At 67.5% G+C, this 15,371-nt stretch carries 14 protein-coding genes and 1 pseudogene; 8 read left to right on the top strand and 7 right to left on the bottom strand.

From position 1 onward, the window contains the following. Positions 1–197 precede the first annotated feature (197 nt). The 4 genes from MKK52_RS15070 to MKK52_RS15055 are packed head-to-tail and all read right to left on the bottom strand — an operon-like array spanning position 198 to position 5,458. Entirely contained in the window at positions 198–3,284 is a 3,087-nt protein-coding gene (locus tag MKK52_RS15070) for an efflux RND transporter permease subunit (protein ID WP_243955157.1), read from the bottom strand. Positions 3,285–3,333: 49 nt separating this feature from the next. Further along, positions 3,334–4,563: an efflux RND transporter periplasmic adaptor subunit gene (locus MKK52_RS15065; protein ID WP_243955155.1), complete on the bottom strand. Its 1,230-nt coding sequence runs from the start codon at positions 4,561–4,563 to the stop codon at positions 3,334–3,336. Further along, the gene (locus MKK52_RS15060; RefSeq protein WP_243955152.1) at positions 4,560–5,198 is read right to left on the bottom strand and encodes a TetR/AcrR family transcriptional regulator; all 639 of its coding nucleotides are present in this window, start codon (positions 5,196–5,198) and stop codon (positions 4,560–4,562) included. Before MKK52_RS15060 ends, MKK52_RS15065 begins: the two co-directional genes overlap by 4 nt. Then, on the bottom strand, positions 5,195–5,458 hold the full coding sequence (locus MKK52_RS15055) for a hypothetical protein (RefSeq protein ID WP_243955150.1): 264 nt from the start codon (positions 5,456–5,458) through the stop codon (positions 5,195–5,197). The genes MKK52_RS15060 and MKK52_RS15055 overlap by 4 nt, the downstream gene beginning before the upstream one ends. 571 nt (positions 5,459–6,029) lie before the next feature. On the opposite strand from MKK52_RS15055, the gene MKK52_RS15050 reads away from it, so the two are divergent. The 6 genes from MKK52_RS15050 (at position 6,030) to MKK52_RS15025 (ending at position 11,450) form a co-directional block, all read left to right on the top strand. Further along, positions 6,030–6,791, top strand: coding sequence for a DeoR/GlpR family DNA-binding transcription regulator (locus MKK52_RS15050; RefSeq protein ID WP_243955148.1), 762 nt, complete (start codon positions 6,030–6,032; stop codon positions 6,789–6,791). 96 nt (positions 6,792–6,887) lie between these two features. Next, the gene (gene glpD / locus MKK52_RS15045; RefSeq protein ID WP_243955146.1) at positions 6,888–8,414 is read left to right on the top strand and encodes a glycerol-3-phosphate dehydrogenase; all 1,527 of its coding nucleotides are present in this window, start codon (positions 6,888–6,890) and stop codon (positions 8,412–8,414) included. A gap of 230 nt (positions 8,415–8,644) precedes the next feature. Continuing rightward, entirely contained in the window at positions 8,645–9,985 is a 1,341-nt protein-coding gene (glpT, locus tag MKK52_RS15040) for a glycerol-3-phosphate transporter (protein ID WP_243955144.1), read from the top strand. A 178-nt stretch (positions 9,986–10,163) separates the two neighbouring features. Beyond that, positions 10,164–10,847, top strand: a complete 684-nt coding sequence (locus MKK52_RS15035) for an MgtC/SapB family protein (RefSeq protein WP_243955142.1) — start codon at positions 10,164–10,166, stop codon at positions 10,845–10,847. Between the two features lie 73 nt (positions 10,848–10,920). Beyond that, positions 10,921–11,193 carry a PepSY domain-containing protein gene (locus MKK52_RS15030; RefSeq protein WP_243955140.1) on the top strand — a complete coding sequence of 91 codons (273 nt, stop codon included), beginning with the start codon at positions 10,921–10,923 and terminating at the stop codon, positions 11,191–11,193. After that, on the top strand, positions 11,193–11,450 hold the full coding sequence (locus MKK52_RS15025; protein WP_243955138.1) for a hypothetical protein: 258 nt from the start codon (positions 11,193–11,195) through the stop codon (positions 11,448–11,450). Before MKK52_RS15030 ends, MKK52_RS15025 begins: the two co-directional genes overlap by 1 nt. Before the next feature lie 33 nt (positions 11,451–11,483). Here MKK52_RS15025 and MKK52_RS15020 read toward each other — a convergent pair whose 3' ends face one another. After that, a complete protein-coding gene (locus MKK52_RS15020) occupies positions 11,484–11,660 on the bottom strand; it encodes a hypothetical protein (protein WP_243955136.1) in 177 nt (58 codons plus the stop codon). A gap of 198 nt (positions 11,661–11,858) precedes the next feature. On the opposite strand from MKK52_RS15020, the gene MKK52_RS15015 reads away from it, so the two are divergent. Beyond that, a complete protein-coding gene (locus tag MKK52_RS15015; protein ID WP_243955134.1) occupies positions 11,859–12,407 on the top strand; it encodes a GNAT family N-acetyltransferase in 549 nt (182 codons plus the stop codon). 96 nt (positions 12,408–12,503) lie between these two features. Here MKK52_RS15015 and MKK52_RS15010 read toward each other — a convergent pair whose 3' ends face one another. Beyond that, a complete protein-coding gene (locus MKK52_RS15010; RefSeq protein ID WP_243955132.1) occupies positions 12,504–13,211 on the bottom strand; it encodes a phosphatase PAP2 family protein in 708 nt (235 codons plus the stop codon). A gap of 30 nt (positions 13,212–13,241) precedes the next feature. Next, the gene (locus MKK52_RS15005; protein ID WP_243955130.1) at positions 13,242–14,531 is read right to left on the bottom strand and encodes an MFS transporter; all 1,290 of its coding nucleotides are present in this window, start codon (positions 14,529–14,531) and stop codon (positions 13,242–13,244) included. A 588-nt stretch (positions 14,532–15,119) separates the two neighbouring features. Between MKK52_RS15005 and MKK52_RS15000 the strand changes: the two are divergent. Next, positions 15,120–15,371, top strand: a pseudogene (locus MKK52_RS15000) (hypothetical protein); the annotation flags it as partial.

The raw sequence follows: 15,371 nt of genomic DNA, 5'->3' as shown, positions 1-15,371 counted from the left end.
GTCGTCGGATGAACGTCGAGTGGCTGCTTATGGGAAGCCTACATGGCGATGCAGGTGACCGGGTTGGGTCGTGAGCGGGAAGGCTGCGTCGGGTGGATTGCCGTAGTTCCGCTTCTGAGCTCAGAGCCGGAACAAGCGGACGCTTAGAAGTAGACCGATCCTGGACTCAATCTTGATAACACCGTCGGGAGGGATCGCTACGGCATCGTCGCCGCATGTCTGGTCGCGTCGTCCCGGGGCCCCACGAAGCGGCCGAGCAGACGCCCGAGGAGGCTGCTCAGGCTGTCCATCAGCAGGAACACGGCCGGTACGAAGACAAGTGAGAGCAGGGTCGAGACGATGAGGCCGGCGATGACAGCCACCGCCATCGGCGCGCGGAACTCGCCGCCGACCCCGAACGCCATGGCGGACGGGACCATGCCGGCGGCCATCGCAAGGGTCGTCATCACGATGGGTCGCGCCCGCTTGCGGCCGGCATCGACGATGGCGGTGACCCGGTCAACGCCGCGCGCCATCTCCTCGACTGCGAAGTCGACCAGCATGATCGCGTTCTTCGTGACCAAGCCCATCAGCATCAGGATGCCGATGACGACCGGCATCGAGATCGGCATCTGGCAAATCAGCAGGCCGAGGATGGCGCCGCCGATGGAGAGCGGCAGAGAGAACAGGATCGTCAGTGGCTGCAGGAACGAGCCGAACAGCAGGACGAGCACGGCGTAGACCATCATGATCCCGGCGCCCATCGCCATCAGGAAGCCCGAGAACACCTCGCCCATGATCTCGGCGTCGCCGGTCTGCTTGATGGTCACCCCCGGCGGCAGGTTCCTGGCCGTCGGCGTCTGCAGGGCTTCGGCGATGAGCGATCCGAGGGCTTCCGAGCCCTGCATGTTGGCCTCGACGGCGACGCGCACGGCCCGGTCGTAGCGGTCGACGGCGCCCGGGCCCTGGTCGAGCTCGATGTCGGCCACGACCGCCAGCGGCACGGCGGCTCCGTTCTTGGCCGGCACCTTGAGGTTTTCCAGACGCGAGACCGCGCCGCGGGCGCTCTCCGGCAGTTGCACTCGGATCGGCACCTGGCGGTCGGCGGCGTTGAACTTGGCGAGGTTCAGGCCGATGTCGCCGATGGTCCCGACGCGGACGGTCTCTGCGATGGCGTCGGTCGAGACACCGAGGTCGGCCGCCGCGCCGGGCTTCGGCCGGATGCGGACCTCCGTCCGGTTCAGCGGCGCCGTCGACATCACCGCCACGAGGTGCGGGATGGCAGCCATGTCGCGCTGCAGGCGGGCGGCGACCTCGGTCACGACGTCGGCGTCGGGACCACTCACCACCAGGGCGAGGTCACGCTGGCCGCTGTCGCGCAGGGTCCAGGACCGGATGTCGGGTTCCTCGGCCAGCAGCGCCGCGATGTCGGCCTCCACCGTCCACTGCCGCTTGGCGCGCGCGTTCTTGGGCGTGAGGTTGACGGTCAGGGTCGCGAGCCGGGTCTCCTTCTTGCCGCCGACCTGCCGGCCGCCGTCGACGAAGACCGAGGTCACCTCGGGCAGCGCCCGGATGCGCGAGACCACGCGGTCGGACACCGCCACCGTGTCTCCGAGCTTCGCGCCCGGTGCGAGTTCGACCATGAACAGGGTGCGGGCGTTATCCTGCTTCGGGATGAAGCCCGAGGGCAGCAGGCCGGTCGACACGATGGAGGCGGCGAACAGCGCGAGGCCGGCGAACAGCGTGATGACCCGGTGGCGCACCGACCAGCCGACGAGGCGGGTGTAGGCGCGCATCACCGGTCCCTCGCGCTCCTCGGCGTGACCGTGGTCGCGCATGAAGTACGCGGCCAGCATCGGGGTGATCAGGCGCGCCACGAGCAGCGACATGAACACAGAGACCGCGATGGTCAGGCCGAACTGGATGAAGTAGCGCCCGGCGATGCCCGGCATGAACGAGACCGGTGCGAACACCGCGATCAGGGTCGCGGTGATGGCGATGACCGCGAGCCCGATCTCGTCGGCGCCCTCGATGGCCGCCTGGTAGGGCGACTTGCCCAGCCGCATGTGGCGGACGACGTTCTCGATCTCGACGATGGCGTCGTCGACGAGGATGCCGGTCACCAGGGTGATCGCGAGCAGGCTGATGCCGTTGAGCGTGAAGCCCAGCGCGTCCATCGCCCAGAAGGTCGGGAAGACCGAGAGCGGCAGCGCCACCGCCGCGATGAGCGTGGCGCGCCAATCGCGCAGGAAAAGGAACACCACGATGACCGCGAGGAGCGCCCCCTCGATCAGGGTGTGCATGGCGGAATCGTAGGAGCCGATGGTCGAGGAGACCGAGGAGTCGATCAGCTCGAACTGCAGGTCGGGGTAGCTCGCCTCGAACTCGGCGATCTTCCTCTTCACTCCGGCCGCGACCTCGGCGTCGCTGGCGCCCGCCCCGCGCGAGACTGCGAAGGCGACCACCTGCTCGCCGTCAAAGCGGGCGAAGGTGCGGGGCTCCTCGATGCCGTCCTCCACCCTGGCGAGGTCGTCGAGGCGGACCTTGCGCCCGCCCGGCAGGACGATGGAGGTCGCCTTGAGGTCGCGCAGGGTGCGGGAGGCGGCGAGGGTTCGGATCGACTGCTCGCGCCCGCCGACCTCGCCGCGCCCGCCCGCCATGTCGGCGGAAGTGAGCCGCAACTGCCGGTTCACGTCCGCGGCGGTGATGCCGAGGGACAGCAGCCGGTCGGGCTGAAGCACGACCCGGACCTCGCGCGCGACGCCGCCGACCCGCTCGACGCCGCCCACGCCCTTCACGCCCTGGAGCGTGCGGGCGATCTTGTCCTCGACCAGCCAGGAGAGGTCGGCGGGCGTCATCGCGGGCGCCTTCACGCCGTAGACGAGGATCGGCAGGCCGGCGACCTCGACGCGGCTGATCACCGGCTCGTCGATGGTCCGGGGCAGGTTGATGCGGATCTTCGAGATTGCGTCCTTCACGTCGTTGACGGCGCGGTCGGTGTTCACCTCCAGCCGGAACTCGACCGTGGTCACCGAGGAGCCCTCAGTGATGGCCGAGGTGATGTGCTTGACGCCGCGGACCCCGGCAATCGAGTCTTCGACCCACTTGGTGACCTGGGTCTGCAACTCGGATGGCGCCGCGCCGGACTGGGTGATGGCCACCGAGACGATGGGCACGTCGACGTTGGGCATCTTCGTCACCGCGAGCCCGCGGAAGCTGACGAGGCCGAGCACGACCAGCACCAGGAACAGGACGAGGGGGGCGATGGGGTTGCGGATCGCCCAAGCGGAGACGTTCAGGCGCATCGGGCGGCCCTGGCTCTCATGGTTCTGGAAGGGGTGTCGGTGTGACGACTTACGGCACGCCGGCCTCGGCGGTGTCCCGGGGTGCCGGCACCGCGGCGACCGCGGGCGTCGGAGCCAGGGCTTCGAGCACCGGCCGGACGCGGTCGCCGTCGCGTAAGAACGAGCCGGCGCGGGCCACGACGCGCTCGCCCTCGCTCAGGCCGGCGCGGACCTCGATGGTGTCCTCGTCGGCGATGCCGGTGCGCACGGTGCGATCCTCGACACGGTCACTGGCCACGACCAGCACGCTGCGGCGGCCGCCGCTATATAGCACCGAGGCCTGGGGGACGCTGACGCCGCGGCTCCGGGCGAGCTCGACCTCGCCACGGGCGAAGGTCCCGATACGCAGGCGCGGATCGGGGTCGAGGCGCACGCGCACCTTGCCGAGGCGGGTGGCCTTGTCGACCTCCGGGTAGACGGCGCGGACGCGCCCCGTAACGCGGCCACCTTCGCCGAGGTCGATCCAGGCCGGGGCGCCCTCGCGCAGCAGGGGCAGCTTGGTCTCGACGACCTCACCTTCCAACTCGATCTCGCCGCGGGCGATCAGGCGGAACAGGGGCTCGGACGCGGCCGAGGCGGCGAGGCCGACCCGGGCGGTGCGGCGGCTGACGATGCCGTCCTCGGGAGCGCGGATCTCGGTGCGGGCGAGCCGCAGGGATAGCTCGTCGCGCACGGCGCGGGCCTGGGCGAGGTCGGCCTTGGCCATGGCCAGCCCGTTGCGGGTGAAAGCGAGTTTGCCCTCGGCTTGGCGCAGGGCGGAGGTCCGGGTCTCCATCACCACCGCCGTGGTGTTGCCGGTCGCGATGAGCGTCTTGGCCCGCTCCAGGCTGAGCCGGGCCTCGGTCTCGGCAGCCTCGGCCTGCTCGATATTGCTCTGGGCTTGGGGTACGGCGGCCTCGGCCTTGGCCACCACCGCGTCCTGCTGCGCGATCTGCCGGTCGATCAGGTCGCGGGCGAGGCGTGCCAGAACCTGGCCTTTGGCGACCCGCGCGCCCTCCTCGACCAGCACCTCGGTGACCCGGTAGCCATCGATCTCGGGCGTCACCAGGATCTCGTCGCGGGGCACGAGGGTCCCGGTCACCGTCACGGTCTCAACGGTCTCGCGCCGGGTCGCCTCGACCACGCTCACGGCGGGAGCGAGCGCCGGCTTGGCCGCGGCGGGAGCCTCATCGCGGGCGGAGGCGGCCGACAGACCGAGCGCCAGCAGCGCGGGAGCGGCGAGGAAGGCGGCGCGAGTCATCGACCGGTCTCCGGAATGGCAGCGGTCACCCGAGGCAGCGCGCCGTTCAGGCCGGCTTCGATGATGGCCTTGAGATGGGCGACGGCGGGGGCCGAATCGTAGCCCGGCAGGATGGCGCGGCCGACGACGATGCCCTTCATCAGCGGGTTGACCGCCTCTAACATGGACGCAGGGTCGCAATCGGGCGAGTTGGCGAGCGCCGCGAACATCCCGCACAGCCATGCGCGGGCCTCGGCCTCGCTGCGGTCGACCAACGCGGCGATGGCTGGGTTGCGCGTGGTCTCCGCCCACAGGTCGAGGCGCAGCACCGCGGCGTCGCGGGTGATGCCGGTGAAGAACCGTTCGAGAATGCCGTTCAGGGAGGCGCGGCGGTCACCCTCCCGCTCCATCTCGGCCACGAGGGCGGCCCCGCGGGCGCGGTCGCGCTCCGCCATCGCCAGGACGATGTCCTCCTTCGAGGCGAAGTAGCGGTAGAAGTTGCCCTGGCTCATGGCGGCCTCGCGGGCGAGGTCCGACATCGTGGTGCGGTGGAAGCCGTTACGGACGAAGCAGGCCTCGGCCGCGTCGAGGATGCGCTCGCGCCGCGCGGCCTGGGCGTCGGTGACCTCGACGACGGTGGCGGTCCCACCGCTCACGACGCGAATCCCGGCCCGTGCGGGACGACCCTGGACTGATCCTTGATCGGGACGAGATCGGCGCAAGCGCGGGGCGCGTGGTCGAGACCGGCGCAGGCCCGAGCCTGCCAGCCGCCCGGACCGGTGCCGGTCCAGGACAACAGGCATGCCCACCCCAGCAGCACCGCGGCGCCGAGGATCAGGTTCGCCGGACGCAACACGGCGCGCAACACCGCCATGGTGGCGGGGGCTTCGACGGGGGCAGCGGATGCGTAGGCCATGCTCGACACCATCATTCCTCCTCGCCTTAATAATGAACACTCATTCTCGTGTCAATGAACGTTCATTCTCAACTGGGGAGGAGCCGACATCGGCGAGCATCGCGGGACGCAACGAGGTTCCGTCAAGGCTTGCAAAAGTTAGCCTCTAAGAAACCTTTGGTTGCGGCTGAATGCCCAGCACGGGCCGTAAGTAGGAGGACCGCTCAGGGTGGATCGCAGCTGGTTCGCTTACGAGGAACTCGGGCATTACACCCCTCGACATCGAATCGATGGGCTATCCACTGCAGTGCCTCGGTCTAAGGGCGTCCGCCCGCGCCAACGCTTGCCTGTTTTCGCATTCGCCAACCTGCAACGGGATGTGATTGTTCGACGGCGCCACGGCTTGGTTGAACGGGATGACGGGTGCCACGTTCTTGCGAACGAAAGTGCAAGGCGGAACACCCTATGTCACTTTTTGTGGGTCGCCCCCTATGAGTGCATCTTGCGCAGTTCGCCGCCGATCCAGACTTTCTTTTTTGCGCAATTTCGCTTTCGTCTTGTCCTTCGCTTTCACGGGCAGTGATTTAACGGCATGCTTTCGGAGCGTCAGAACGCAATCATGGAGATCGCGCGAAGTGATGGGCGCGTCCTTGTAGAGGCGTTGGCCGGTCGTTTCGCGGTCAGCGTCCAGACCATCCGGAAGGATCTCAACGACCTGTGCGAGGCTCGACTTCTGTCGCGCATGCACGGCGGGGCGGTCCTCGGGGCCGGCGCTGAAAACCTGGACTACGACGCGCGCAACGCATTGGCTGCGCCCGAGAAGTTGGCAATCGCACGCGCCGCAGCGAACCTGATCCCGGACCGCTCGTCGCTGTTCATCAATATCGGGACGACCACCGAGGCGGTCGCCCGGGCGCTGCTGGGCCATTCCGGCCTGATGGTGATCACCAACAACCTCAATGTAGCCCATGCCCTGCGGTCCAGCCCGGAAGTCGAGTGCATCGTGGCAGGCGGACTGATCCGGCGGTCGGACGGTGGCATCGTCGGTGAGGCGGCCGTGGATTTCATCCGCCAGTTCAAGGTCGACTTCGCGGTGATCGGCGCATCGGCCATCGACGAGGATGGATCGCTCCTCGACTTCGACTACCGCGAGGTCCGAGTGGCGCAGGCGATCATCGCCAATGCGCGCCATGTCGTGCTCGTCGCGGACTCCACGAAGTTCGAGCGAAGCGCACCGGTCCGCCTCGCCCAACTCGGCCAGATCGGTACCTTCGTCACGGACCAGTGCCCCAGTGATAGTCTTCGCGACCTTTGCAAAGCATCAGGCGTGCGGCTTATCGAAACCGGGCGCTGACTGCCGACTTTCGATTGACTTTCCTTTTGTTTCGTACTGAATGGCTTCGCTTTCGCAATCGCGCATCTCACGGCGCGAAACGAAAGGGGGAGGATCATGCGCACGTTCGACGTCGCCGTCATCGGCGGGGGGATCAACGGGTGCGGCATCGCGCGTGACGCAGCTGGCCGTAGCTATTCCGTATCGCTGACCGAGCAGAACGACCTCGGCAGCGGCACCTCCTCGTGGTCGACGAAGCTGATCCACGGCGGCCTGCGATACCTTGAGCATTACGAGTTCCGCCTCGTGCGCGAAGCGCTTGCCGAACGCGAAGTCCTATGGGGGATCGCGCCGCACATCGTGCGCCCGCTGCGCTTCGTCCTACCGCTGCACAAGGGTCTACGCCCGGCATGGCTGCTGCGGTTGGGCCTCTTCCTCTACGATCATCTTGGCGGCCGGAAGCGCCTGCCCGGAACATGTTCCGTCGACCTGACAGGCCCCCTCGGTGCATCGCTGAAGCCTGAGTTCCGGCGCGGCTTCGAGTATTCCGACGCCCGCGTCGACGACACGCGCCTCGTGGTTCTCAACGCCCGCGATGCCCAGTTGCGCGGTGCCGAGATCGCGGTAGGAACACGCGTCGTGTCCGCCCGCAGGGAGGGCGACCTATGGCGGATCGTGCGCCGCAATCTTCGAAGCGGACGCGAGGAGGAGATCGCCGCGCGCTTCCTCGTGAACGCGGCCGGGCCCTGGGTCGACCACGTCATTCAGGGGCCCCTCGGTCGGCGTGAGGACAGGCACGTGCGCCTCGTCCAGGGCTCGCACATCGTGGTGCGCAGGCTCTACGACCATGACCGGGCCTACATCTTTCAGAATGCGGACGGGCGGATCATCTTCGCCATTCCTTACGCGAACGATACGACGCTCGTCGGGACGACCGACCGAGACTTCTCCGGGGACCCTGCCGAGGTGGCCATCACCGAGGAGGAGACCGCGTACCTGCTCGATGCCGCCAGCGAATACTTCGCGGAGCCGCTGCGCAGGGAGGACATCGTCTGGACCTTCTCCGGCGTGCGCCCGCTCTTTGACGACCACGCTTCCGCCGCGCAGGAGGCGACGCGCGACTACGTGCTGAAGCCGGACGGCGCGGCCGGCGAGGCAGCGGTGCTCAACATCTTCGGCGGCAAGATCACGACCTACCGCAAGTTGGCGGAGGATGCGCTTGAGGAGATCGGCCGGCGTATCGGCGCACGGGGCCGCCCCTGGACCGGAAGCACAGCGCTGCCGGGCGGCGACTTCGCGGTGGACGGTGTGGCCGCGCTCGAAGCACGCCTGGCACGGGCCGCGCCCCACCTCGCTCCTTCCACTGTCGAACGCATGGTGGCGGCCTACGGAACCGACGCGCTGCGTATCGCCGAGCACCTCGGCGCTGACCTGGGCCACGGCCTCCACGAAGGCGAGCTGCGCTGGATGGTCGAGCATGAATGGGCCCGCACCGTCGAGGACGTGCTCTGGCGGCGGTCCAAGCTCGGACTCGCCTTCACGGCGGACGAGGCCAGGGCGCTGGGAGCGGCGGTCGCCGCGATGACCGGCAACAGCGACGCCGCGATACCCGCCGTCCGGACCGAACGCCGGGAAAGGGCGTGAGGCCATCAACGAAGAAGGCGGGCCGGTCCAGCCGGAACACGCCGTCTCCAAGGGAGGACACGATGCTTCGATGGGATTTTGCGACCCGCCAACAACCCCGGATGGGCTCGCCCCCGCGGATAGTGCCTTCGGTAGCCGCGCCGCAGCGCCGCTGAACTCCGCCCCTCACCACATGTCCCATCAAGACGAGGCCCGGATCCATGCCGCGGTCTCACCCACGAAAGCGCGCCATGATTGGCTTTCTCGCTCCCGCGGCCCACAGGCCTCCGATCCAAGCGGATCGCGTCGATCCGACCTACCGAAGGCTGCGCTGGCAGATCTTCGCGGGCATCTTCCTCGGCTACGCCGGCTATTATCTGCTGCGAAAGAACTTCTCCCTCGCGATGCCCTACCTCGTCGAGCAGGGCTACAGCCGCGGTGAGCTCGGCACGGCGCTCTCCGCGGTGGCCATCGCCTACGGCCTCTCCAAGTTCCTGATGGGGATGGTCTCGGACCGCTCGAATCCCCGCTACTTCCTGCCGATTGGCCTCGTACTCTCGGCGTTGGTGATGCTGCTGTTCGGCTTCGCGCCTTGGGCGACGTCCAGCGTGAGCATCATGTTCGTCCTGCTGTTTCTCAACGGCTGGTTCCAGGGCATGGGCTGGCCGCCGAGCGGGCGCACGATGGTGCACTGGTGGTCGCAGAAGGAGCGCGGTGGCGTCGTCTCGGTCTGGAACGTGGCACATAATGTCGGCGGCGGTCTGATCGGCCCGCTCTTCCTGCTCGGACTGGCTTGGTTCAACGACTGGCACTCGGCCTTCTACGTGCCCGCGGTGGTGGCGCTCGCTGTCGCGGTCTTCGCCTTCGTGACCATGCGGGATACCCCGCAATCCTGCGGCCTTCCCTCCGTAGAAACGTGGAAGAACGATTTCCCGGAGGGCTACGACGCCAACCACGAGCGAGAGTTCTCCACCCGGGAGATCTTCGTGGAGCACGTCCTGAAGAACCGCCTTCTTTGGTACATCGCCTTCGCCAACGTGTTCGTCTACCTGCTGCGGTACGGCGTGCTGGATTGGGCGCCGACCTACCTGAAGGAAGCCAAGCACTTCTCGGTCGACAAGACCTCCTGGGCCTACTTCCTTTACGAGTGGGCCGGCATTCCCGGGACGCTCCTCTGCGGCTGGCTGTCGGACAAGCTGTTCCGGGGCAATCGCGGCGCCACGGGGGTGGTGTTCATGATCGGCGTCCTCGTGGCGACGCTGGTCTACTGGCTCAACCCCGAAGGTAACCCGGGCATCGACCTCGCGGCGCTCATCTGCATCGGCTTCCTGATCTACGGACCCGTCATGCTGATCGGCCTCCAGGCCCTGGAGTTGGTGCCTAAGAAGGCGGCTGGGACGGCCGCGGGCTTCACCGGCTTGTTCGGCTACCTCGGCGGCTCCGTCGCGGCGAGCGCGCTGGTGGGCTACACGACGGACCACTATGGCTGGAACGGCTCCTTCATCCTCCTGATCGGGGCTTGCGTCCTCGCCATCCTCTTCCTGGCCCTGACCTTGAGCCACAAGGGTCCGGCTCACGGACGGCCCGCCTGATCGGCGCCGTCATGCGGCCCAGGGGAGCTCGAATCTCCTGGGCCGTTTTTCGATCGTCTGCTTCGGTGAAGTGGTTTCGGATGCCGGGCACGCTGATTTGAAGGGGCCGTTCGCATACTTGACCGTGTGAATCTAAATATATTTCTACCTGCAGTCGCTCGACAGGCTTGACGGGAACATGCTCGGCAATCTGGAAATTCTGTCTCGACTTCTGCTTGCCGCCGTCCTCAGCGGCTTGATCGGGGTGGAGCGCGAACGGTTACTCTGGGCGGCGGGCCTTCGGACGCATATGCTCGTCGGGGTTGGCGCCTGCCTCATCGTCATCGTCTCGGCGTTCGGCTTCAGCGACGTGCTCGGCGCGCACAATGTCGTCCTGGACCCCTCACGCATCGCGGCGCAGGTCGTTTCCGGCGTCGGATTCCTCGGGGCCGGGACGATCCTGCTTCGCGGCGAAGTCGTCAAAGGGCTCACCACCGCAGCGAGCCTTTGGGCCGTCGCCGCAATCGGCTTGGCGGTCGGCAGCGGCCTCTACGTCGCCGGCGTCGCAACGACCGCAATCCTTCTGGCGATCCTCGCCGGACTGAAGCCACTCCAGGAACGCTATCACGACCGGCTGCACGTCCGTCCGCTTCGCGTCCTGGCCGAGCCGGGCTCGGTCACGTTCGATACCCTGCAGGGGATCGCCGGCCAGCGTGCATCCCGTGTTCGCCAATTCGTCGTGCAACGGGGTGCCGATCCAGGACAGGACGAAATACTGATCTCGTTCGCGCGCCTCTCGCGACAGTCAATGACGGAAATCGCAAAGGGTCTCCGCGCGCATCCCGGCGTAGCCAGCGTCGAGAATGTTGAAGGCCACCTGTGATTGCGTCGCCGGCGTCGGGGCAACCGATACTCGGACGATCCGTTGACGGACACCACGGAAACGGAGACGGCTAATGAAATTTGGGACACTGGCACCGCTCGCCCTGGTCCTAGCGCTGGGCTTCTCCGGCCCTGCGATGGCCAAGAAGGACCGGCCCGGGGCCGACTGGATTCCCGCCGAACAGGTCAAGCAGAAGCTGATGGATGCGGGCTACTCCAGCATCACCGAACTGGAGGCCGACGATGGCCACTGGGAAGGCGAGGGCATGAAGAACGGCTTGAAGATGGAATTCCACGTCGATCCCAAGACGGGCGCCATCACCAAGGAAAAGCCCGACAAGGACTGATGGACGGAACCACGTACCTTCCTTTTGCGGAGGTTAAGACTGGTAAGAAGGGCAAGCGCACGGCGTATCTCATCGCCGTGCGCCAGAAGCGCGAGGCGCTTCGGGTCTACGCCGTCGTCGCCCCATCGGCCGAGGCTGCGCTCGCCCAGGTGAAAGGGCTGACGACAGATCGCATGGATGCCGAGGTCGTCGGCGCCCTTTCACGGGACCTCACCCGAAGTCTCGGTCTCAAATCGGGTGAGATGCGCCTCGTTTGAGCGCGCCGACGCTTCAACCGGATAAGCCTGAATTCAGTATCGGGGCCCGGCACCCACCTGCTTGCTTGCCTTCTTCAGGCGCCGCAGGCCCCGGATCGCGCGGACGAGTTTCTTGGCCTGTCGCTTCTCGCGGGTTTCTGTCACAGCGCGGCCGGCAACCTTGACCATGAACTGTCCATCGGCAGCCTTCTCCTTGGTGACGTAGTGCATGGCGAGGTCTCCTGCTGTCAGAGGCTCGGATGTCGAGCGGCCTGTCTCCGGGGTTGTTGAGAGGCGACGTCTGACGAGGCATTGTGGTAGGTCGCCTATCGCGGGAGATGAGGGCTCACCCGCCCCCAGCAATGCCTCTCCCGTCATCGTGATCCGGCCGGGTTCGATACGCCGGCCCTGGTGAGGGATAGTCCGCCGATGCCGTGCACGCGGAACGACGACCAAGCATCCCCCATCGTCCGTGACGGGTCGTCGTCCGACGTGGCCGAGGTGCTGCGGATCTACACGCCGTATGTTCTCTACGGACTGGCAACGTTCGAAGAGGAGCCGCCGACCATCGAGGAGATGGGCAAGCGGCGCGAGGCCATCGTCGCCGCCGGATTGCCGTATCTAGTTGCGGTCCGGAGCGAGCAGGTCGTGGGATACGCCTACGCCACAGCCTATCGGCCCCGTCCGGCATACCGTCATACGGTCGAGAACTCGGTCTACGTGACCCATGCCTCACATCGAAGCGGAGTTGGGACAGCGTTGCTCGGGGCGCTGATCGACCGATGCGTAGTCGGCCCATGGCGCCAGATGGTGGCGGTGATCGGCAATAGCGCGAACCAGGGCTCCATCGCCCTACATCGGAAGGCCGGGTTCGCCGAGGTCGGCATCCTGCAAGCCGTGGGCTTCAAGCATGGCCGTTGGGTCGATACCGTCCTTATGCAGCGGGCGTTGGGTACGGGCTCCACGACGGGGGCATGACGACACACGCTGCCGTTGGATGACCGACGAACGTTCGAACGTCTGCCACGCAAACTATCCCCGCCCTCGTGATCTTGCCCGGCGGAGACTTCCATCTCAGCGGCCGGAGGTGGGCCCCTGGGCCGCGATTTCCGCGGCCGCCCGGGCGAGATCCCCTTCGAAGCGTTGATTTCGGAACAGCGCTTCCGCGATCACGGCCGCAGCGATCTTCCCGGCTTCGAGGTCGGATGGGAAATGGGTACCGGCGATCATGCGGTTCTCCCCGTAGGACGCGGCGAACGCGATCAGCGGCTGGCGTTTCCCGGGCACGAGGCGCGCCAGTACCGTAGCCGCGAGATACCCAAACGTGGCGTGCCCGCTCGGGTAGGACGTGCTGTCCGAGCGATGTCCGAACGTGGCGAGGTCCGGCTTCACCGTGTAGGGGCGCGGCCGGGCGATGGCGGCTTTGGCCGCCAGGACGGCGAGTTCGCCGTCCTGGAACACGCGCTCGATCAGCGCCGCAGTGACCGGCATGGTCTCCGCGGTAAAGGCCGGACCGAGAACCTCGGTGAAGCGGTCGAGGGTGCACGGTAGGTTCGCGGTGATGCGGCGCTCATCGTCGGGCGTGCGGGCTCGGACGGCGGCTTCCACGGTCTGCAGGTCCGCCTTGGCCGCTCCCGAGCCGGCTTCGGGCGGGGGCGGCAGGACGCGCTGGAGCGCCATCGCCGCCGGATCGACGTAAGTGCTGTGCAGCGTTCCGCCGGCGGCGGGCAGCGCGAGGGCCAGAAGCACGATCACCGTCGCTTTGATTCGCGGGCGGCCCATGACTGAAATCCGATGTTTCACTGCCGCTCCTCACGCCCGACCGGGTCTTCCCGAACGCAGCCATGCCGCCGGGCCACCCCAAGGCTTCTCCGGGGCCGTCTCCGGCAACAGCGTCACGAGTACCCCGAGCGCGACCGCCGCCATGGCGGCGCACGCGAGATAGGCGGCATCGAACCCCGCCTGCTGGACCAAAGTTCCGGCGATCACGAACGACAGGGAAGCGCCCGCGCCCTGTACGGTCCCGATCAGGCCATGGGCGGCGTTGTAGCGACCGGTACCGCGGGTGATGTCGGCCATCACGAGGGGCTTCACCGCACTGAGCAGGCCGGCGCCGACGCCGTCGAGGCACTGGACCGCGATCAGCCAGTACGGGTCGCGCCAGACGAGGTAGAGCAGGGCTCGCGCGGGCAGCGCGGCGAAGCCAATCACGAGGAGCGGCTTGCGGCCCCAGCGCTCGGCCCGGCGCCCGACGATTAGCCCCATCGGCACCATCACCGCCTGCGCGCCGACGATGCAGACGGAGACGATGACGGACGACCAATCCGGGCGCGCTTGCCCGATCTCCTGCGCGATGAGGGTCAGGAGCGGCGCGTTGGCGAAATGGAAAAGCCCTACGCACGCCGCGAACACCATGAGCGGCCGGCAGGTCAGGAGGGTCCGCCACCCGGCCGGAGCTTGCTCCTCCTCGCCCTCGCCGCCGCCCCGGGCGCGACGTGCATCGATGGCGCGGCGTGGGATGGAGTAGAGCGCGGCGGCCGAGACGACGGCGCAGACTGGGACTAGAAGGAAGACCGCCCTGTCCGGGAACAGCCAGCCGACCAGCCCGATCAGCACGGCGATGGCGACGTTGCCGGTCCGCTCCAGGGCAGCGTTGCGGCCGAAGCGTCGGGCGATCCTGTTGGCTGGGAATAGGCCCAGGGTGAGCGTTGCAATGGCCGGGCTGAGCATGCCTCCTACGGCGGACAGCACACAGGAGGCCGCGAGTACGGGCCAGAAGTTCGGGAAGAGCGCGACGAGGAGCGTGGCCAGCGAGAGCGCGATCAGGGCGCCGAGCAGGATCACGCGCTTGTCGCGCACCGCGTCGATGGCCGTCCCGATGGGCGTCTGCGCCACGATGCCGACAATGCCCGAAACCGTGCTGACCAGTCCGACCGAGGCGTCGTCCCAACCACGGTGAACGTAGAGGTAGACGTTGAGGTAGGGCTTGATCGCCCCGTTCACGTCGATCAGCAGGAGGTTGAGGAGGTCGAGCGATCTGGGGACGGACCTATGCTCCGAAGCGGGCAGCCGCTCGTCCCTTTCGCCGATGTCCTGCTCCACGCGGTTAGCTCCCTTTACCACTGACATAGGGCAGGACGGTACCGGGCGAGCTTGGCTCGGCTCGGAAATGTCCGCTTTGTGGAAGCATTCGAAGCGACTGGCGTGACCGAGTTGGGTCGATAAAAGGCCGTCCGCTTTTCCAGCGGGCCTGCTCCGAAGCGGACAGGCCGCTTACGGCCAGCTTCGGCCTCACCGGTAGGCCAGTCGGGATGACTGGGGTGGGTGGAAAGCAGCTCGTCCGCTTCTGCATCGACGGGGAGCAGAAGCGGACCGCTACGCACCAACAGGCTCGGCCGAACGCGGGCGCGGCGGAAATGCCGATGCCGGTGAAGCCCGAATCCCGGAGGGTAGCCCGTGCGCCGATGGGATCAGCCCTGCAGGCGGCGAGGGGCACAACGACGAGGAGGTCGAGCGCTCCCGAAAGGGGCCGGAGCCCGAGAGCCCCGGCCAGTGTAGGGAGGAAACGCCCACCATGGGCTCGGAGACGGTTCGCATCAGACATGCCAGCCGAAAGCCGTATAAGCCCGGCAAGTCGATGCGGCACGTCCTGCTCCGGATCTGGGGCGCGGGCGGCACGGCCTGCGCCGGATGACGCTCTACCGCGACAACGGCGTGCAGTTCGGCGGCGTCGCCGTCGGCGGCATCCGGATCAGCCACATGTCGGGGATTTCCTCGGCAATGACGATAGCGCTCACCGCCGCGAAGGCCCGGCGCGTTCCCTACACGGTGAAGCCGCTGGGCGAGGAGCGATCCCCGGCGCCGAACCTGCCCGCACCCGACGCGGGCAGTAGCGAGCCCGAGCAGCGCCAGCACCCCAGCGCCCGGCTGGACATGCGCAAC

The sequence above is a fragment of the Methylobacterium sp. J-067 genome, from assembly GCF_022829465.1.
In the GTDB taxonomy this organism is placed as follows: Bacteria; Pseudomonadota; Alphaproteobacteria; order Rhizobiales; family Beijerinckiaceae; genus Methylobacterium; species Methylobacterium litchii.
The sequence above is the reverse complement of the archived record's forward strand: the minus strand, read 5'-3'. Positions and strand labels throughout refer to the sequence as shown.